The sequence below is a fragment of the Paenibacillus thermoaerophilus genome (genome assembly GCF_005938195.1).
GTDB lineage: Bacteria > Bacillota > Bacilli > Paenibacillales > Reconciliibacillaceae > Paenibacillus_W > Paenibacillus_W thermoaerophilus.
The window spans coordinates 116,847-137,395 of the sequence record NZ_VCQZ01000010.1 but is presented as its reverse complement, the minus strand read 5'-3'; the positions used below and the strand labels follow the sequence as shown (position 1 = coordinate 137,395).

The following is a 20,549-nucleotide window of genomic DNA, read 5'->3' as shown; positions in this document are numbered from 1 at the left end:
TACTTCACCGTGCGTTGTTTAAACTCTTCGTTGTAATGCTGCCGTTGTTCACCCATGTGAACACCTCCTAGATAAGCTTATTATCAAGCTTCTCCTAAGCTGGTGTCCACTTTTTATTCTAGCTGCAAATATGGGGATCGACGCGCAATGGCGCCATTTTTCGCGGCTTGATGGTTCTTCCGTGACCATCCTGTCGCAATGGCCGCCGCAGGTCAGATCGCGGGCGGTTGCGGCAGCGGACGCAACGCTCCGCTTCCGAGCATCTCTTCGAAGCGCTCCCCACGCGGTTTCACTGGCGGCACTCCCTTTTGGCTATGGCGTGCGCCCATGCGTACATTCGATGTGGACTGCGCCCGGGTTCGATCCTGAACGCTTCGCCGAAGGCGCGGGCGCACAATGATGCCACGCGAAAACGCCAATACGCCAATACGGTGTTCGCCGGGGGGAGCTTGGCCCTCACGGCGCAATCCCTTCCAACGTTCTTCCCGCGCCCAGTTTATCTTCGCGGTGATCGGGAATCCGCACGTGAACGGAATTTCCCGACTAGGCCTTATGCGGCTGGACAATTCTTCCGCCTGTCCTGCGAATAAAAATATCCCGGTGCCGATTTGTCGGATACGATTCCATGATTCGGAGGCGATGGGGCGAATGGCTCCAACGGCCTGCCTCCGTCTGCTTGCGCCAATGGGTGATATAATAGGGATGAAAGCACCTTTTGGGCACAGGAGGAGCGCGATGGACTTACGCGACAAGGCAAGCACAGGCATGGCGGGCTTCGATCAAGCGATCGACAAGCTCCGGCTGGGAGACAACGTCGTCTGGCAGGTCGATTCCGTAGCGGATTTCAAGAAGGTGGTGGACCCGTATGTGGAGCAGTCGAAGCGGGACAACCGCAAGCTGGTCTACGTCCGTTTCGGCAGCCACGAACCGCTGCTGGGGGACAGCCCTTCGGTTAAAATCGTGGAGATTGACGCCCGTCGGGGCTTTGAAAGCTTTGCGACGGCGGTGCACAGCCTGATCGAGCAGGAGGGGCGGAAAACCTTTTACGTGTTCGATTGCCTGACGGATCTGCTCAAGTATTGGCATTCGGATTTGATGATCGGCAACTTTTTTAACGTTTCCTGTCCGTTTCTGTACGAGCTGGATACGGTCGCGTATTTTGCGATCATACGCAATGCCCATACGTACAGCACCGTCGCCAGAATCCGCGAGACGACACAAGTTCTGCTGGATCTGTATCAGGTGAACGGCCATTTCTATATTCACCCCCTCAAAGCGCAAAACCGGTATTCCCCCACCATGTTCTTCCCTCATCTCATCCGGGATCAGGAAGCGGTCTGCATCACGGCCAGCGCGGAGTCGGCCGAGTTGTTCTCCCGTATTCACCGCGGCGGGGAGCGGCTCGATTATTGGGACACGCTGTTTCAACAAGCCCGAGAAGCGCTGGCGGATACGCCCGAACGGCAGGAAGAGACCAAGCGTCTGCTGATGTCGATGCTGATCGGCCACGATCGCGAATCAAGAATGTTCAAGTTGTGCGACCGGTATTTTACGCTGGAAGATATTTTGGCGATCGGGTCCAGAGTGGTCGGATCGGGCTTGATCGGGGGCAAAAGCGTCGGCCTGCTGCTCGCCCGCAAAATATTGGAGCGGGAGGGAGAGGGCCGCTTCTCGCCTTATCTGGAGCCGCATGATTCCTACTATCTGGGCGCGGATGTGTATTACACCTATATCGTGCAGAACGGCTGGTGGAAGCTGAGGGTCAAGCAAAAGACGGAGGAAGGTTACTTCCGGTACGCCCCCGAGCTGAAGGAGAAGCTGCTTCGCGGGAAGTTTCCGGAGAACATCCGGGAGAAGTTCGTCCAGATGCTGGAGCATTTCGGGCAATCCCCGATTATCGTGCGGTCCAGCTCCCTCCTTGAAGATAACTTCGGGAACGCCTTCGCCGGCAAATACGAGAGCGTGTTCTGCGTGAACCAGGGCACGCCGGAGGAACGTTACGAAGCGTTCGAGCAGGCGGTCCGGATCGTCTACGCCAGCAGCATGAACGAGGATGCTCTTCAGTACCGGATGAACCGGGGGCTGTTCGACCGGGACGAGCAGATGGCGATTCTGGTGCAGCGCGTATCGGGGGATCATTACCGGGAGCTGTTTTTCCCCCATCTCGCCGGCATCGGCAATTCTTCCAACTTGTACGTATGGGACAGGCAGATGGATATGGACGCCGGCATGCTGCGTTTGGTATTCGGTCTCGGCACGAGGGCGGTCGACCGGACCGTCGGCGATTACGTCCGGATCGTCAGTCTGGATCATCCCTCGCGTCTGCCGCCGATGATGGCGGAGGATTTCCGGAAATATTCGCAGCACGACGTCGATGTGCTGTCCCTGAGAGACAACGCGCTGACGAGCCGCGGCCTGGATGACGTCATGTCGCTCGACATCAAGGCGGATAAAGAACTGTTCGCCTCGGCCGATTACGAGAGGATGAACCGATTGCGGGAATTGGGCCGCAGCGGGCGAAGCGTGCCGTATCTGCTCGACTTCCAGAAGCTGCTGAAGCATTCGGAATTCCCGGAGCTGATGCGGGAGATGCTGGCTCTGTTGTCCCAGGTATACGAGTATCCGGTCGATATCGAATTCACGGCAAATTTCACGGCCGACCACCGCTTTAAGGTCAACCTGCTGCAATGCCGCCCCTTGCAGACCCGGGGATTGGGCAAGCCGGTTGAGATTCCGCAGCTCACGGACCGTCGTGACTGCTTCTTCTCCGCGAAAGGAAACTTCATGGGGGGCAACGTACGGTTGCCGATCGACTATGTCGTCTATGTCCGGCCGCAGGCTTACCTGGAGCGGAGCGAGCAGGGGAAATACGCGGTGGCTCGCCAGATCGGCATCCTCAACGCCAAGCTCAAGGGGCGGGGCGCCATGCTCGTCGGCCCGGGCCGCTGGGGAACGACCACGCCTTCGTTGGGGGTGCCCGTTCATTTCTCGGAGATTTGCCACATGGCGGTCATCTGCGAGACGGCCTCCAGCGAGTCGGGCATGATGCCCGAGCTGTCGTACGGCAGCCACTTTTTTCAGGATCTGGTGGAGACGGGGATATTCTACGCGGCTATATTCGACGGACAGCCCGATGTCGTGTTTAATCCGGAATATGTCCTGGGGAAGGAAAACGTGCTGGCTTCCATCTCGCCCCAGAGCGAGCCGTTTGCGGACGTCATCCACGTGGCGGAAACTCCGGGGATGGAAATCTTCTCGGACATCGTGACGCAGACGCTGCTGTGCCGGTAACATCTCAAGGCGGTCGGTCCAGGTTAAATGATTGAGAAATGCGGGATTTTGTCAATCTTTGTATATTCAACCGGGCCGGCCGTATTATAATAGATCGTGAGATTAGGCACTGCGCTAGGAGAGACGGACTATGGCTTATATGATACCGGAGACGATCCGGAGGACGGCTACTGCGGGGGAACGCATCTTGTTCGACAGCCTTCGAGATCATTTGCCGAGCGACTATATCGTATATTATGAGCCTGAGATTCGGGGAAGAAGACCCGATTTTGTCATCTTGGGACCCGATTTGGGGCTGGTTGTCCTCGAAGTGAAGGATTATACCAAGAGCACGCTCTACCAGGTCAATCAGGACGAATGGGTACTTCGCAATACGGCGGGCGAGCTGGTCAAAACCAAAAGTCCCTTCAAGCAAGCGAGGGACTACGCCCGATTCATAACGGATCACCTGAAAAGGGATAAAAATCTGTTGTCCGACCACGGTTCCTATTTGAAATTCCCTTACGGCTACGGTACCGTCTTCACCCGTCTCAAACAAGAAGATTTTATCAAGCATGGCCTATACCAAGTGATCGAACCGCCATTTGTCTTGTGCAGGGACGAGATCGATCCGGACGAGGAAGGTTTTGCCGCCGACATCTTATTGGAGAAAATCCACGGCATGTTTACCGTATGGAGTCCGAGAAAAACCAAGTTAACGCATGAAGACATACAAGCCGTCCGTTTCCATCTGTTTCCCGAAGTGCGGATCAGCGCCGAGTTTAAGCCGCCTGTTCAACACCAGGATCAACTGCTCCTTTCTCTGCACAACATCAAAACGATGGACCTGCACCAAGAGAACATGGCCAAACAGATCGGAGACAAGCATCGCCTTATTCGCGGAGTGGCCGGAAGCGGAAAAACGCTTGTGCTGGCGAGCCGTGCCAAGATGCTGGCCAAGGAGCATCCGGATTGGAAAATTCTTGTGGTATGTTACGGGATTCCGCTGTCCCGAAATTTGCGGCAAATGATCGAACGAATGTTGAACGAGCCCGACGATTTGTTGGATCTGCTTAACCCCCCGTCTGCGGAAGGTCGGAACCAATCGAATGTAGAGGTGTATAACTTTCATGAATGGCTGAGAAATTGCCTGCGGATGCAGGATAACGACATACCGTTCCTGCTGGATAAAGCCCAAAAAGGCGAAGCGATTCTGCCCACCTACGATGCGATCCTGATTGATGAAGGCCAGGATTTTGAGGCGGACTGGCTTAAACTATTGTGCTGTTGTCTGAACCCGGATACGCAATCGCTGCTTCTGGTCGAGGATCGGGCGCAATCGATCTTCAAGCGGAAAACGAGTTTGGCGCAGGATGTCGGTCTTGATTTCAGAGGCCGCTCGAAAATTCTTTCCATCAATTATCGAAACACGGCGCAGATTATCCAGTTTGCCTGGGATTTTTATCAGGAACATTCGCAGTTGAAAAATAAAGTCCAGGAAGGCACGGTGGAAGGAGTCGAAATCGTTCCTCCTCAGGCGACCAAACGGAAAGGTCCGGAACCGATTATTCAGACCTTCCGGAGTATCCAGGAGGAAATGAATTTTGTGTCCAAATCGATCCTCTTCCTCAACCGCGAAAAACAGATACCGTTACAGGACATCGCAATCTTATACCGGGTAAAAAACAGCCATCATACCTCATATATCGATGAAATCGTCCAAAGTCTGGTCCAGCATCAACTTCCGTATACGTGGGTCACCGAGAACGCATCGTCCAAACGCAATTTTGTAAGGGACGAGAAAACCGTAAAAATATCCACAATCGACAGCGCCAAAGGTCTTGATTTTCGCGCTGTTTTTATCGTAAATATCGAGAATATGCCGTTTCCGCTCGAACAAGCGGAGGAGCGGGAAGTGGCTTTATTCTATATAGGAATGACCCGGGCTCTGGAATGGCTGTTTCTTACATACAGCGGCGAATCCAAGTTTACACGGTATTTGGATCGAGTCGTTCAACAACGGGCCAAGCCAGCCGCAAACCAGATGCAATCCGGCTAAAGCAGCAGGCGAACGCGCCGGCGGCGGGGGGCGTGAGGGGCCCCTGCTTTCCCCGGGGGACAACTCCGTTCCTTCCGCATGCTTCCCGTCGGGATCGGTTCGTTTGCGGAAACGGAGAAGAAACGATGTCAGCGGAAGTCAAAACGATTATCGAGCAGTGCGAGAAGCTGTTTAATCTGAAGGAAGCCGCATTGCCGCCGGAATATGATTACCGGAGCTTGCCTTTCTGCGTGATCGACGCTGTATTTTCGATCGGGGTGAAGTATGAGAGTGTCCGAAATACGGTGGAGCGATACGCAAGGGAATTAGGTCTGGTTACGTACAGGACGACGCTTAAGCGGAAGGGGCTACCGCGATGCTGTGCTGTCAGCCGCGCGATCCCGAATTCTCCATTTGACGCGAGGGCGGTCTCCCGAAATAATGGAGACAAGCGTCAGGGAGGTTGATCAGGATGTCCATCGTGCCAAGCCTGTTGGAGTTCAACAGGAAATTCGTCGAAGAAAAACAGTACGAAGCCTATATGACGGATAAATACCCGGATAAAAAGGTGGCGGTGCTGACCTGTATGGATACGCGGCTGGTCGAGCTGCTGCCCAAAGCGTTAGGCTTCAAGAACGGAGACGCCAAATTCATCAAAAACGCCGGAGGCATCCTGACCCAGCCGTTCGGAAGCGCCATGCGCAGCATATTGGTGGCCGTGTACGAGCTGGGCGCGCGCGAGGTGCTCGTCATCGGCCATCACGGCTGCGGCATGACGAATCTGGACGCCGGCGGCATGGTGCGGAAGTTCGCCGAGCACGGCATCGACCCGCTGGCGATCGAGACGCTGGAGAATGCCGGCATCCGCATGGAGAAGTTTCTGCGCGGGTTCGGCAGCGCCGAGGAGGGCGTCATGCACAGCGTCCGGATGATCCGCAAGCACCCGCTGTTCCCGAAGGCCGTTCCCGTAAGCGGCTTCGTCATCGACCCGGTGACAGGGGCGCTTGAAGTGATCGTGGAGGATTACCGGGAAGAACCATAAGGCCAAACATGCAAAAGACTCCTGTCCGGCAGGAGTCTTTGCTGCAAACACCGGAATGCGGATTGCGGTGCCCGTCAAGGGCTTGGATTGCAGAACGATTCGAGACGAGGGTGTGTCCATCCATGAACCTGTTGATCATCGAAGACGATCCCGCCATTCAGATGCTGCTCAAGCTCAGTCTGGAGGTCGAGGGATTCCATACGACTGTCGTCAGCACGGCCGCCGCGGGGATGGAGCAGCTGGAGCGCCGGCGTCCGGATCTGATCCTGCTCGATCTGATGCTTCCCGACCGTTCCGGATTCGAGTTTCTTCAAATGCTGCAGCAGCGGCACCAGTCGGTTCCGGTGATCGTCCTTACCGCCAAAAATGAAATGAACGACAAAATCCTCGGATTCCAGCTGGGAGCCGACGATTATTTGACCAAGCCGTTCGAGACCCGCGAACTGACCGTGCGGATTCGGGCGGTCATGCGGCGGATGAAAGCGCAATCGGGCGAGGAAGAGGAGATCCGGATCGGCGCCATCGCCATGAACAGACGCGAGCGTTCGTTCGAGTTGGACGGGAAGCCGGTCCGGACGACCAGCAAAGAGTTCGACTTCTTGTGGCTCTTGTGCTCCCATCCGAAGCAGGTGTTCACCCGCGAGCAAATTTTGGATCGGGTGTGGGGGCTGGAATATTACGGGCAGACCCGCTCCGTCGATATGATGGTCAAACGTCTGCGCGAAAAAATGAAGCCTTACGGCCATCTGATCGCCACCGTACACGGCTTGGGCTACAAGCTGGAGGTATGACGCTCATGGGACTGCGAAACAAGCTGTTTATCCAGCATGCCGTGATTATTGTCATGCTGCTGGCGGTCATGTACTTCATCGTCAACCATACGCTGAGCCGAAGCATGATCGAACGGGATACGCAAACGTTAAGCCAATATTTCGCGCTGCACCGCATCGAGGTGCTGAAAATCGTAAACGATAAAAAAATCGACATCGAGCAATTGTTCTCCGGGGCTTACGCTCCGCTGATCGCCTCCCATCTCGCCGCCAACAGCAACTTCCAGGTGCAACTGTTCGACGCGGAGGAGACGATCGTCGGCAACAGCGAGGATATGGACAATCTGCTCAAGCGCGGCGATATCGGAACCGCGTTGGCGGGACAGACGGCCACCGTCCTTGCGGAAGCGGACGACACGCGGTATTTGATATACGCCGCCCCCTTCTGGTACGAGGGAAAGATTGTGGGCGGATTCCGCTACTTGCTGAATCTGAACCAGCACATGGAGACGCTCGCGCAGATGCGGTACTGGTTCATCGGCGTGGCGCTGGGCTGCCTTCTTATCTCCTTGCTCGCCAGCTACTCCATCTTCTCGATACTGATGAAGCCGCTGCATGACCTGAAGCAAGCGCTCAAGCGGGTGTCCGTCGGCGATTTCAGCAAGCGGGTGACCGTCAACAGCCGGGACGAGATCCACGAGCTGGCGAACAATTTCAACCAGATGTCCGACGCGCTGGAGCAGCATATCGCCATGCTGCGCCATGAACAAGGGAAGCAGAAAGCGTTCTACGACAATATGACGCACGAATTCAAAACGCCGCTCACGTCGATCATCGGGTTCTCCGAACTGATCGCCAAGCTGGATCGGCTGGACGATATCCGCACATGCAGCGGTTACATCCGCAGAGAGAGCGTCCGTCTTCTCGACATGATGGAAGAGCTGCTGCAAACCTCGCTAAAAGGAAACGAAGCCTGGAGCGTCAGGCTGGAGCGCGCGGAATTGTCCGAAGTGATCGCGGACAGCTTGCGCATTTTAAAGCCCACGCTGGACAAATCGTCGATCGAGACCCGGGTGGAGGTTGCGCCGTGCGAAGTTTATCTGGACCCGGCGCGCACCCGGCAGGTGCTGTTTAACGTTATCGACAACGCGATCAAGCACAGCCAATGCACCCGGCTGCGCATTGCCGTGGACGAGCGCGAAGGCCGCGGCCGCGTACGGATCGCCGACAACGGCAAAGGCATCCCGGAGCGCGACCTGACGGCGTTGTTCGCGCCTTCGGAGCAGCGGAGCAGCCGCGTGATCTCCGCGCAATCGCACGGGCTCGGCTTGTCGCTGTGCAAGCAGTTGATGGAGCTGCAAGGCGGCAGCATCCGCATCGAAAGCCGCGTTCATCGCGGAACGGAAGTCGAGCTGCTGTTCAACCTGTACAATCCCATGTAAACGCTGTTACAAATCTGATACAAACCGATGATTTTTTTGAGATAAAAGGGGTGTAAAGTAAATGCCGGAGGAGAAGAAAGGGCTTTCATGGTTTCGTCTGATCCTGCTGCAAATCGCGATCGGCTGCCTGCTGCTCGGCCTCTGCGCCTACGTGTTCCGCCTGCCGGTGGATGAAGTGCGCACGGTGTCTCCGGGGCAGGACGGACGCGATCTGTTTGCCGGAGTCCCGATGAGAATCGATGTAAACTACCCGGGGCTGGGCACCGTCTCGATCCATGATCCGAAGGAATTGCTGAAACTGAAGGCTTCGTTTCTCGGGTTGCTCGCGGGCGGAACGTACGACGGCCAGAGCAAGACTCCCCGCCTGCTGCTTACGGGTTCCATCGCGTATCTGGATCAGGAGGACGTTCCTTTTCGAATCGGGACGAACGCTTTCCGCTTCGGCGACCGCGCCGTCAATTCGCTGAATATAAGCGCCGAAATCCGCAAGCTGCAAAACACGCTGATCGACAAGGCGCTCACGCCGGCCGCCGTCGGGACGGCGATGGAAGCGGTCGGCAACCAGGTATTCGCGCTGCACAGCGGGAACCTGACGCCTCTTGCGCAGGAGGAACGGTCGGCGCTGGCGGAGCGGTTCCGGTCGGCGACCCGCGTCATCGACTTCAGCCGATTCGAGTTCATGAACCGGCGGCCCGACGCCCATTACGTCGTGCAGTTGCCCGACGGCGGGGAGGACCAGAGGCATTGGCTGCACGCGGATGTTTTCGACAACGCTTACATCGTCGTATTCGATCTGTGGGACGAGACCAACCAAAGGGCCTATTTCAAGCTGAACAGCTCCTCCTGACATTATTCGTGAAGGGGCGGTTGTCCAGATGGCCAGAAGGAAGAAGAACAGCACGGTCATGATTGTCTCCGTTATCGCCGTTGTGCTGATTGCCGGATTTTTCCTGTACAAATCCGGTTGGATCGGAGGCAAATCGCAAGGCAAAATTACGGTGTATTCGATCTTCCAGGAGGAGGAAGCGCGTAAAATTCTGGATCAATTCAAGGCCGAGACCGGCATCGACTACGATATTTTGCGTCTGCCGAGCGGCGAAGCGGTCTCGCGGGTCCAGAACGAAATGAACAAGCCGCAGGCCGACTTTCTGATGGGCGGCCCGGCCGATTCGCACGAAGTGCTGAAGAAGGCGGGCGCTCTGGAAGCGTACATCTCGCCGAACGCGAAGGATATTCCCGACAATATGAAGGACAAGGACGGCTTCTGGACGGGATTTTATCTGAATCCGGTGGCGATCGGCATCAACGAGCAGCGATGGAAGGAAAAATACGGGTCCGACCCGTATCCGCAAAGTTTCAAAGACTTGCTGGACCCCAAATTCAAGGGCGAGATCGGGATGTCCGACCCGGCCACTTCCGGAACCGCTTACACGGCGGTCGCTTCGCTGGCGCAAGTGTGGGGCAAGAACGAGATGCTGACCTATATGAAGCAGCTGCTGCCGAACCTCAAGGAGCGGCCGAAATCCGGCATCGAACCGATCCAGAAGGCGGCCAAAGGCGAATACACGATCGGCATCACGTTCCTGGGCGACCAGTTGAAAATCAAAAACCAGGGCAATCCGATCGTCAGCATCGTACCCGAGGCGGCGGGGTACGAGGTGGGCGGACTGTCCATCGTCAAGGGCGGACCGAATACCGAGGCGGCCCGCAAGCTGATGGATTTCATGCTGACGGAAAAACCGGCTCTCATCTACACCCAATCGGCGTACGCGGTGTCGGTGAAACCTTCCGTGCCGGTCCCCCCGGGCGGCATCGATATCAAAACGACGAAGTACAACCAATCGTACAGCTTGTGGACGGCGGCGGAGCAGCGGAAAGAGCTTCAGGACGCGCTGAAGGATCTGAAATAATGAGATGTCCCGGAAAGGTGGTAGCTTGCCCCCTATGAAGGAGAAGAACGGCATCGGGGAATCGGTCGGCAGGCTCATGAGAGATCCTTCTTCCTTGTTGCTTATCCTGATCAGTTCGGCGCTTCTGATTCTGTTTGTGCTGTATCCGCTGGCGTATGTCGTCTACATTCCGGACGCGGAAGACTGGAGGACGTTTTTCGGCAAGAGCCGATACGCAACCGCGCTGATGAACACGGTCGTCAGTTCCACGCTTTCCGCTCTTCTGGCGACCGTCGTCGGCTTTGTGTACGCGTACGCCGTCAATTACAGCAATATGGCCGGCAAACGTTTTTTTCGGTTTGTCGCTTTTCTGCCCTTGCTCGCCCCGTCGGTGATGAGCGGCCTCGCGTTCCTGCTGCTGTTCGGCCGGGGCGGGGTGGTCTCCCAGTGGCTCAAGTCGTGGTTGGACGTCGAACTCGACTTGTACGGCTTGCCCGGGCTGCTGATCGTGCAGACGATATCGTATTTCCCGCTGGCGTATATGACGATGACCGGGGTGCTGCGGTCCATCTCGCCGAATCTGGAGATCGCGGCGCAAAACCTGGGGGCCCGGGGGTTCAGGCTGTTCCGCACGATTACGCTCAAGCTGTCGCTTCCGGGCATTCTGAACGCCTTCTTGCTCGTGGCGATCAACTGCTTCGCGGATTTCGGCAATCCGAAGCTGATCGGCGGCAACTACTCGCTGCTGGCCGTCGAGATTTACGGCGAGATTCTGAACAACGAACCGGGGCTCGCTTCGGTGATGGGCATGATTCTGGTGGTTCCGGCGCTTGTCGTGTTCTGGGTGCAGAACAAGCTGCTGTCCAAAGGCTCCTACTCGACGATTACGGGGAAACCCGTATCGGGGCTTGTCCGCGTCACGACTTCAAGGAAGACGGATCTGGCGTTATTGGCCTTTAACAGTCTGGTCGCCCTGTTTATCCTGGCGATGTTCGCGATTACGGTGTTGTTCGCCTTCACCCGGAATTTCGGGCGGGACAATACGTTTACGCTGGACCACCTCATGAAAGTCGTGTTTAATCCGTCCAGTCCGGCCGTTCTGAACAGTCTGGTGCTGTCCTTGATCAGTTCCGTGCTTGCGGTCGCGTTTGCGCTGGTGCTGGCCTACGTCATCGTGCGCAAGCCGTTCCCGGGCCATCGAGCGCTTGACTTTACCGCCGTCCTGCCGATCGCGCTGCCGGGCACGTTCGTGGGACTCGCCCTGATTATCGCCTTCAGCTCCGGTCCGATCATGCTGCAAGGCTCGGCCCTCCTGATTATCGCGGCAATGCTGCTCAAGCAGATGCCGGTCGGGTACCGCGGATTAACCGCCTCGTTCAAGCAGATCGACAAGTCGATCGAGGAAGCGGCGACGAATCTGGGGGCGGACAGCGGCAAGACGCTGGCGACCATCGTGCTGCCGATGCTGCAGAAGACGGTCGTCGCCAATTTTGTCTACGCGTTTATGAAAAATATGAACACCTTGAGCACGATTGTGTTTTTGATTACCCCCAAATGGGTTGTGGCCGCCGTCTCCATCTTCAACTATGCGGAGACCGGAACGTATTACTGGGCCGCCGCCGTGGCCGTCGGTCTCATGCTCGCCACGCTCTCGACGCTCGGCGTAATCAAGCTGATCTTCCGGTCCAAGGTGAAAATATTCGATTTCTAAGATCCAGGGAGTGGGCATAATGAGCGCTCAGGTGCTGCTCGATCTGAAGAACGTGAACAAAGTGTTCGGCGACAATCACGTGCTCAAGCATATCCATCTGCAGATAGAACGGGGCCAATTCGTTACGTTTCTCGGTCCGAGCGGCTGCGGAAAAACAACGCTCTTGCGTTCGATCGCGGGCTTCTATACCCTCGATGAGGGAGAAATCCGGATCGACGGGAAGCTCATGAACGATCTGCCCCCCCACAAGCGGGGAACCCCGATGGTGTTCCAGGAATACGCGCTGTTCCCGCATATGACCGTGTTCGACAATGTCGCTTACGGGCTCGATATTCAGAAGCGGCCGGAAGAAGAAGTGCAGCAGCGCGTGCGGGCCGCGCTGGCGAAGGTGAAGCTGACCGGTCTGGAGGAACGCTACCCCCATCAGTTGTCGGGCGGGCAGCAGCAGCGCGTGGCGATGGCGCGGGCGCTGGTCATGAACTCGCCGATCATCCTGCTCGACGAACCGCTCAGCAATCTGGATGCGAAGCTGCGGGAGGAGGTGCGCGTCGAACTGCGCGCCATTCAGCGGGAACTGGGGCTGACCGTCATCTATGTGACCCACGATCAGCTGGAGGCGTTGTCGATGTCCGATTGCATCGTCGTCTTCAACAAAGGGGCGATCGAGCAGTGCGGGACGCCGCATGAGATTTATTACAAGCCGCGCACACGGTATGTCGCCGACTTTATCGGCACAACCAACTTCGTCGATGCCGTCGTGCGGGAGAAGGAAGAGCGGACGGCCACGGTGGAATACGGAGATCGGGGACGAACCGTGACGCTGCACACGGACGAGCCGGTGACGGTCGGGGAACAGGTGCTGCTGTGCATACGGCCCGAGTCGCTCCGCATCAACCAGCCGGACGCGGGCGAGTTCCGGATGGACGCGGTAGTGAAATCGTCGATGTTCCTCGGGGAGAAGGAGCGTTATTTCCTCGCCGGGGACAACGGGACGGAATGGATCGTGGACGCCTACGACATCGGGCAGACGTCGTTCGAAGGAACGGTGGAGATTCGCGCGGGGGCGGACAAAATCCATCTGATCCGCACGGCGGGCTGAGGCATAGAGCCGGGACGGATCGCGGAACATAGATACCAAATTTTTCCCTACGGATACGGGGAGGCGGTTTGGCGTGTGGACAAGGGGCATCCTCATCGTGCTGCTGCTCGCCGGCGCGCTTGCCGGCTATTCCTATTGCTCGGCTCCCAAAAGCAGCCAGACGCTGAAAGTTTACGTCATCTTTCAAGAGGATGAAGGGCGCGTATTGCTGGAAAAGTTCAAACAGGCGACGGGGCAGCCTTACGAGATGATCCGCATGTCCAGCGGCGAAGCCGGCTATCATCTGCTGTCCATGAACAAGACCGGCACGGACGTTGTGCTTGGCGGACCGGCGGATCTGCACGAGCAGTTGAAAAACAGCGGGAAGCTGATCCGTTATGCCTCCCCGATGCGCAGTGAAATTCCCGCCGCGTATAAAGACAAAGACGGATATTGGACAGGCATGTACATGGGCGTGCTGGCGATCGGGGTGAACCAGACCGTGTGGAACCGGGACCCGCAGTTGGCTTCGCTGCCGCTGCCCCAGCGGCTTGAAGACTTGCTCCGTCCCGAGCTCCGGGGGAAAATCGACATCCCCGATCCGGAGACGTCGGGCACCGGGTACACGCTTCTCGCTTCGCTCGCCCAGCAGCGGGGCGAAGACGAAGCGGTGCGCCTGGTGAAGGCGCTGAAAAAGCAGAGCCAATCGACTTCCTTCGCCGGATTCGTGTCGGCGCAGCGGCTGGCCGCGGGAGATGTGGCCGCCGTCGTCAACTTCCTGGGCGACCAGCTTCGCTTCACGAATTCGGGGTACGCCATCCGCTCGTTTATTCCGCCGCAGGCCGGTTGGGAGATCGGAGCCGTGTCCATTCTGAACAGCGGCAACAACACGGCGGCAGCCAAAAAACTCGTCGATTTCGTGTTGTCCCGGAACACGCAGACCGAATACATGAACACGGCCTTCTCCTTCCCGGTGCTTCCGAACATCGACGTTCATCCGCTGCTGTCCTCCGTCGATCTGGATCATATGTTCCATTCGTACCGGTTCGATGTGGCCGCCCGGCACCGGGAGACGCTGCTGGGCAAGTGGCGTTCGGTCAAGGAGTAGGCGTCCGACCGCGATAAAAACCTCCGGGCTCTCCGATATGGAGGCCCGGAGGTTTTCTTGTCTGAAATGGCGGAATCAACGCCGGGGCTTTTTGCGTTTGACTTTTTTGTTTATCTGGATGGATTTGTCGTTCCGTTTTCCCGCGATGCCGCTTCGGCCGTTGCCGTTGGCGAACTGGGATTTAAAATTGGCTGTCCGTGTCCTTTGACGGCAGTCTGGCCGCCTTGATTGGCGTTGTTCCCGACATTCTTGAGAATCTGCCCGCCGCCTTCCGCTCTTTGCTGCAGGATGCTGATATTCCCGTTGACGATGATGATCTTGATCGTACGCTCTTTGTTCCTGCGCCTGCCTTTTACCATCGCTGCTTCTCTCCTCTATTCTCGGATACTAGCAGGATATGCGTTTGCCAGTCTGCGAGATTATGCGGTTGTCCGCCGTCCATCATCCATTTCGGCTCTGCCTGAACGCCTTCCGGTAGTTCTCGGGGGACATGCCCTTATGCTCCTTGAATATTTTGCAGAAATAGGCGGAATTGAGCCGGCCCGTCTCCCAGGCGATCTCGCGGACGGACTTCGATGTGTTGGCCAGCAGGGAACAGGCTTCGCGGATGCGGCGAAGCGTCAAGTAGCGGGAGATCGTCATGCCCGTGCTTTTCTTGAAAAGATGCGACACGTGGTACGGCGACAGGTGCAGGTCGGAGGCCATCGCTTCCAGGCTGAACGGCAGGTGAAAGTTGCGCTCCAGCCATTCCTGCATGCTCTCCATATAACGCTGGACGCGGCGGCTGTCCGAGCCGTCGGCCGGGGCCGCCGGCATCACGCGGCGCTTCAACAGGCGGATGAGCCGGAGCAACAGCAGAGCGTGATCCTCCTCCGTTCCTTCCAAGCCGTCCGCAACTGCCTCGTGCAGCTCGTCCAGCAGGCCGGGCAGCGGATTGTCTTCCGCAACGGCGAACACCTGCTGCGGCAGATTGCCTTTCCACAACCAATAAAAGTAGGATCGAAGCTCCGGGAAGGGGCCCAGATACGGCTCCAGGAAATGCGGATCGAACGTCAGGATCGTTCGCGTATATTGCAGTTCGGCGTGAAGGGGCGCCTCCACCCGGTGCATCTGATACGGCTGAAACCAGACCAGCGTTCCGGCCGACAGAGGGTAGGTCCGGTTGTCGAGCATGATTTCCCCTTGACCCTCGTAGACGTACAGCAGCTCGATTCCCTGATGGGCGTGGAACCAGTAGGAGGCCGGCGTCCGCACCCGGTAAGCATAGTGTAATACGCCGGGATCGGCGTCTTTGCGCGGGTCTTGCGTCATCATAGCGTCGCCCTCGTTTTCGCAATTTAGATATATATTAGCACAACAAAGCGTTATGGGATCACCCCTATAATGATGGCGAGAAGCAATATCCGTCATCATTCGGAGGGATCATTCCTATGTGGACGAAAGCGATCGAGCAAACGCTGGGCACGACGCGGGCGAACATCTCGCGGTTCGGGGACTTGTTCCCCCATGTCAGCGAGGGAGACGGGAAGTACCGGCTTAATCCGAATACGGAATGGACGGACGGGTTCTGGTCCGGCATTCTGTGGCTGAGCTACGAGTACAGCGGGGATTCGGCGTTCCGTGAGGCGGCGTTGCGGACAGTGCGGTCCTTCCAGGACCGCCTGGAGCGGCATGTGGAGCTGGATCATCACGATATCGGCTTCCTGTACTCGCTGTCCGTCAAAGCCCAATGGATTGTGGAGCGCGACAAGGGCGCACGGGAGCTGGCGCTGCGGGCGGCGGACACGCTGATGAAGCGCTGGAGAGAGAACATGCAGATTTTGCAGGCCTGGGGCCCGAAGGACGATCCCGAGAACGGCGGTCGCATCATCATCGATTGCCTGATGAACCTGCCTCTGCTGGCTTGGGCGGCCGGGCAGACGGGCAATGTGCGGATGGCCGAGGCGGCCCGCATCCATGCGGACAAGAGCCTGCGGTTCCTCGTTCGCGGGGATGCTTCCACGTACCATACGTTCTACTTCGACCAGCAGACGGGCGATTCGCTGCGGGGCGGCACGCATCAAGGCTTCAAGGACGGCTCGACCTGGACGAGGGGGCAGGCTTGGGGTATTTACGGATTCGCGCTGGCTTACCGCTATTTCGGCAAGCCGGAATATTTGGATGCCGCCAAGCGGCTTGCGGTTTATTTTATCGACCATCTGCCGGAAGACCGCGTCGCCTATTGGGACTTCGACGTTCCGCAGCAGCCGGGAACGGCCAGGGATAGCTCGGCTTCCGCCATCGCGGCGTGCGGCATGCTTGAGATTGTGGAGCATCTGGAGGCGGGCGATCCCCAGCGGGAGATATTCCTTCGCGCGGTGGATGAATCCATGTCGTCGCTCGTGGAACATTACTTTACGGCCGGGAACGAAGAGGAGGAGGGCTTCCTCCGGCACGGCTCCTACTCCGTCCGGGCCGGGCAGTCGCCGGACGACTTCGTCATCTGGGGCGATTATTTCTTCCTGGAGGCGTTGATGCGCCTGGCGAAAGGCGTGCCCGGCTACTGGTACGAGCGGGCGGACGGGACGGCCTGAGGCGAATCGCCCGTAGTCCGCAGCATAAGCCCCGCACAGCCCCCGACGGCCTCTGAGGATGCCGCGAGCCGGCTGAAGCGGGGCTTTCCGTGTCTCGGCTCGGGGACATTGCGGCAGGCATCCGCAAAAAGGGAGGCGGCGGATGGCGGGCGGGGGTGATTCGACGCTTGCGCTGTACCCGCGGATATCCGGCCAAATGGGTTTGTGACTCTTGTCGGGTACCCTTCATCGCCAGAATGCGTTATGATAGAGTTTATGCAATAAAGGCGAGGAGTGCAAGGGTATGACGACAATCAAGCAAAAACGGACCAAGCAATGGGTGGACAAGCTTTGGCCCGAATCGACCTACCCTGTTTCGTATGGGGATGCGCTGAGCAAATTGACCAAGGATGAATTGACATATATTCGTACGAAGCTGCGAATTCCCGGTCTGAGCTCGCTGAACAAGCAAGCTCTCATCGAAGCGCTGGTGCGGTTGGTTCCCGAGAGGATCGAAGAGGAGACCATCCGGTACTGGGATCGGGAACGGTGGACGGTCATCCAGAAAATATTAAACGGACAAGGGCGGTGGGCGAAGCCTTTGCTTACCGTGGAGCAGTACGATTATTTCCGGTACCGGGGAATTGCCTTTCCGAGTACGGTGGACAAAACGAGGGTCGTTCTGATTCCCGAGGAGCTGATGGCCTGGTTCCGGGCAAAAGGGGCGAATCTCTACAACAAGGGGATCGCCGTGCGCAATACCGAATGGGTCCGGTTGTCCGCGGGACTGCTCTATTATTACGGCACGATGACGGTCGAACAATTGGCGGAACGCGTCTCCGCCTTGACGGGCGCGGCTGTCGACGTGCCGGAATTTTCCGGTGTGCTCCGCGAAGCTTCGGAATATTACGCGCAAATCCGGGTTGATGCCGGCGACCGCGTCTCCCACAGCCGCGTTGCGGACCCGGAGAAGGTGGTCGGCGAGCAGGAGTTCCGGGCGGAGCTGGAATTTTATCCGCTGACGAAGTCCCAGATCCTGAAGGCGGCAGAGCCGGATTATATCGAGAAGAATCAATATTACATCGACCTCGTCCGCTTTTTGCGGGCGATTTACGAGATCAGCCGGGAAGAAGCCGATTGCTTGGTGGAGGAGTGCGCGGAAGCCGCGATGAACGGCTTGTCGCAGGGAGAAGTCATGCGCATTTTAAGCGACTCCCTCGAACTGCCCGACGAGGCCACGATGAAGGTCCTGACGGACAAGCTGGTGCTGCTGATGAACAGCACGAGACAGTGGGTGCTGAAGGGCTATTCGCCGGACGAGTTGTCCGCCCTCCGGCAGCGCGCAAGCGTGGCCGAAGAGTCCGCCAAGAAGGCCGATGTCATCTCGATGGAGACGAGGCGGAAAATCGGGCGGAACGACCCGTGTCCGTGCGGCAGCGGCAAAAAGTTCAAAAAATGCTGTTCGGGTTGATGCAGGCTTCGCCCGCTGCGCCGCGGCGGCGGGGGAGCGTGACGGGAGCCGAGCGATTCGGCGGGAGAAAGCTCCGGGAGACCGGAGCTTTTTTTTGCTAATAACCGCGCTTGCGGCGCTTAATCGTAACCGCCCGTAGCCTCGGGCAGACGTTTGTATTCGTCTTTGGCCTTGACCAGCTCGAAGACGAAGTCCCGCAACTCGCCCAACTGCAGCGCGTCGGGCGTCGGGTTGCAGTATTCCCCGGACCACTGGTGAGTGATCGTGTTTCCGTTGATCCGGATGTTCCATTTGTCGGTGCCGTGCGGAGTTTGCAGGCATGTTTTTCGGTCGGGGATCAATTTTTTGGAGTCGGCAATGTTTATTTTTCTCATCCGCTCGTAGATTTGCTCCAGCTCCTCCGTCGTCAGCGCGATGTTCGCCGTAACGACGCCGCCAGCGATCAGATCTTTGGTTACGGTGTGATCGAAGGTATTCACTGCATTCCGGCCGTTGATGCCGAATTCCAGCGAAAACGCGAAATCCGGTGGCATCTTCTCGGGAAGAGACGGGCGTCCCCCCTCAACGGACGGAACGGTGCAGCCGGCGGCTAATAGGGCGAAGAACAACGGCACGAGGAAAAATGGTTTCAAATCAGGGCCTCCTTCCGCATGGAAAATATTGCAGTTTCCCTTTTGACGAACTTTCGGCCGATCAGGATGCATAGAAAAAGCGGCCGGGCATAAATCCGCACAGCCGCTTTGTTCCGTATGCCATTCAGATGGCCCAGTTGCCTTGCTTGAACACCGGCTCTTCCGTGCCGTCCGCGGTCACGCCGTATATATCCAGCTCGGGCGAACCGATCATGAAGTCGACGTGGGTGATGCTGGTGTTGAGTCCCGCTTTGCGCAGTTCATCCTGGGACATCTCCTTGCCGCCCTTCAGGTTGAAAGCGTACGCGCTGCCGATGGCGAAGTGGCAGGACGCGTTCTCGTCGTACAGCGTATTGTAGTATAAGATGTTGGATTCGGAGATGGGGGAGCGGTGCGGCACAAGCGCGACCTCGCCCAGCAATCGGGAGCCTTCGTCCATCTCGATCAGACTTTTGAGCGTCTCCAAGCCCCGCTCGGCGGATACGTCGACGATTCGGCCGTTCTCGAACGTCAGCTTGAAGCCGTCGATAATATTTCCGCCGTAGCTCAGCGGCTTCGTGTTGGAGACGGTGCCGTTCACGCCGGTGGCGAGCGGCGCGGTGAACACTTCCTCCGTCGGCAGATTCGCCACAAACGGAGTGCCTCGCTCATTGACGCTGTCGGCTGCGACCCAGAGATGCCCTTCCGGAAGCTCGACCGTCAGGTCCGTTCCCGGCGCTTGGTAGCGGAGCTTGCGGTATCGCTTGGCGTTCAAATAGTCCGATTTCTCGTTCAGCGTGCGGATATGCTCCTTCCAGGCGGCCACCGGATCGTCGCGGTCGACGCGGACCGCTTGGAAGATCGCGTCCCACAGCCGTTCCACTTGCCGATCCGCCGGCGTATCCGGGAATACTTTGGCCGCCCAGGCCGGGGAAGGCGCGGCGACGACGCACCAACTGAATTTATCCGACTGGGAGTATTGGCGGAATTTGTCCATCGCTTTGCCATACGTTTTGCTGTAATTGGCGATGCGTTCCGGCGGAACGCCGACAAGCAGATCGGGGTCCGAAGAGACGACACTGATGACCGCCGCGTTGTTTTCAACCAGCTCCAGCATTTCGCCTGCGTACCATTTGGGCTCCTCCAGAAAAGATTCGTCCGGGGCAAGATCGTACCGGATGCGGGTCAACGCATCGTCCGTCCAGTTGACCTTCACCAGATAAGCGCCCGCCTCGTAAGCTTTGCGGGCGATCAGCCGCACGAGTTCGGCGGCGTCCAGCGTGGCGTTGATCACAAGCTTTTGGTCTTTTTGAATTTGGACGCCTACGTTGACGATCAGATCGGCGTACCGGTTCAATTTCTCCTGAAACGAGATCATTGGATTCCTCCGTTTATTTCGGGTTCAATTCCTACTGTCTCATTGTATTGTAGCTTATCGCGATCCGATTTCAAATCGGACAGACCGCCGGCGCCGAACGGCGGAGCGGGCGGCGCCGGCGGGTTCGCGCGCCGGGGACGGGCGGCGAAGGAAGGTCAACCGGCAAGCGGTTGGCGCGATCCGCACATT

The 20,549-nt window shown here is 57.7% G+C and carries 16 protein-coding genes; 13 read left to right on the top strand and 3 right to left on the bottom strand.

Features of this window, described 5'->3' with window-relative positions; translation table 11 throughout:
* Positions 1-735: 735 nt before the first annotated feature.
* The 11 genes from FE781_RS09095 (at position 736) to FE781_RS17465 (ending at position 14,576) form a co-directional block, all read left to right on the top strand.
* The gene (locus tag FE781_RS09095) at positions 736-3,291 is read left to right on the top strand and encodes a PEP/pyruvate-binding domain-containing protein (protein WP_138789302.1); all 2,556 of its coding nucleotides are present in this window, start codon (positions 736-738) and stop codon (positions 3,289-3,291) included.
* A gap of 130 nt (positions 3,292-3,421) precedes the next feature.
* Positions 3,422-5,329 carry a 3'-5' exonuclease gene (locus FE781_RS09090; RefSeq protein WP_138789301.1) on the top strand — a complete coding sequence of 636 codons (1,908 nt, stop codon included), beginning with the start codon at positions 3,422-3,424 and terminating at the stop codon, positions 5,327-5,329.
* 451 nt (positions 5,330-5,780) lie between these two features.
* Complete coding sequence (locus FE781_RS09080) at positions 5,781-6,350, top strand: beta-class carbonic anhydrase (RefSeq protein ID WP_138789299.1); 570 nt, start codon at positions 5,781-5,783, stop codon at positions 6,348-6,350.
* 122 nt (positions 6,351-6,472) lie between these two features.
* Positions 6,473-7,141: a response regulator transcription factor gene (locus tag FE781_RS09075; RefSeq protein ID WP_170209489.1), complete on the top strand. Its 669-nt coding sequence runs from the start codon at positions 6,473-6,475 to the stop codon at positions 7,139-7,141.
* A gap of 5 nt (positions 7,142-7,146) precedes the next feature.
* Positions 7,147-8,562 (top strand): sensor histidine kinase, encoded by a 1,416-nt coding sequence (locus FE781_RS09070; protein ID WP_170209488.1) that lies wholly within the window; start codon positions 7,147-7,149, stop codon positions 8,560-8,562.
* A gap of 61 nt (positions 8,563-8,623) precedes the next feature.
* Positions 8,624-9,409: a DUF3919 family protein gene (locus FE781_RS09065; RefSeq protein WP_138789296.1), complete on the top strand. Its 786-nt coding sequence runs from the start codon at positions 8,624-8,626 to the stop codon at positions 9,407-9,409.
* A 28-nt stretch (positions 9,410-9,437) separates the two neighbouring features.
* The gene (locus tag FE781_RS09060) at positions 9,438-10,472 is read left to right on the top strand and encodes an ABC transporter substrate-binding protein (RefSeq protein WP_138789295.1); all 1,035 of its coding nucleotides are present in this window, start codon (positions 9,438-9,440) and stop codon (positions 10,470-10,472) included.
* Between the two features lie 34 nt (positions 10,473-10,506).
* Positions 10,507-12,162 carry an ABC transporter permease gene (locus tag FE781_RS09055; protein ID WP_170209487.1) on the top strand — a complete coding sequence of 552 codons (1,656 nt, stop codon included), beginning with the start codon at positions 10,507-10,509 and terminating at the stop codon, positions 12,160-12,162.
* Positions 12,163-12,181: 19 nt separating this feature from the next.
* Positions 12,182-13,261 carry an ABC transporter ATP-binding protein gene (locus FE781_RS09050; RefSeq protein ID WP_138789293.1) on the top strand — a complete coding sequence of 360 codons (1,080 nt, stop codon included), beginning with the start codon at positions 12,182-12,184 and terminating at the stop codon, positions 13,259-13,261.
* A gap of 73 nt (positions 13,262-13,334) precedes the next feature.
* Entirely contained in the window at positions 13,335-14,348 is a 1,014-nt protein-coding gene (locus tag FE781_RS09045) for an extracellular solute-binding protein (protein WP_138789292.1), read from the top strand.
* Positions 14,349-14,405: 57 nt separating this feature from the next.
* The gene (locus FE781_RS17465; protein WP_170209486.1) at positions 14,406-14,576 is read left to right on the top strand and encodes a hypothetical protein; all 171 of its coding nucleotides are present in this window, start codon (positions 14,406-14,408) and stop codon (positions 14,574-14,576) included.
* 213 nt (positions 14,577-14,789) lie between these two features.
* Here the strand turns inward: FE781_RS17465 and FE781_RS09040 are convergent, their stop codons facing one another.
* Positions 14,790-15,662 carry an AraC family transcriptional regulator gene (locus FE781_RS09040; RefSeq protein ID WP_170209485.1) on the bottom strand — a complete coding sequence of 291 codons (873 nt, stop codon included), beginning with the start codon at positions 15,660-15,662 and terminating at the stop codon, positions 14,790-14,792.
* Between the two features lie 116 nt (positions 15,663-15,778).
* On the opposite strand from FE781_RS09040, the gene FE781_RS09035 reads away from it, so the two are divergent.
* Entirely contained in the window at positions 15,779-16,921 is a 1,143-nt protein-coding gene (locus FE781_RS09035) for a glycoside hydrolase family 88 protein (protein ID WP_211346336.1), read from the top strand.
* A 283-nt stretch (positions 16,922-17,204) separates the two neighbouring features.
* Complete coding sequence (locus FE781_RS09030) at positions 17,205-18,371, top strand: YecA/YgfB family protein (RefSeq protein ID WP_138789289.1); 1,167 nt, start codon at positions 17,205-17,207, stop codon at positions 18,369-18,371.
* Positions 18,372-18,490: 119 nt separating this feature from the next.
* Here FE781_RS09030 and FE781_RS09025 read toward each other — a convergent pair whose 3' ends face one another.
* Positions 18,491-19,003, bottom strand: a complete 513-nt coding sequence (locus FE781_RS09025) for a hypothetical protein (protein ID WP_138789288.1) — start codon at positions 19,001-19,003, stop codon at positions 18,491-18,493.
* Between the two features lie 124 nt (positions 19,004-19,127).
* Positions 19,128-20,360 carry an aminopeptidase gene (locus FE781_RS09020; protein ID WP_138789287.1) on the bottom strand — a complete coding sequence of 411 codons (1,233 nt, stop codon included), beginning with the start codon at positions 20,358-20,360 and terminating at the stop codon, positions 19,128-19,130.
* Positions 20,361-20,549 lie beyond the last annotated feature (189 nt).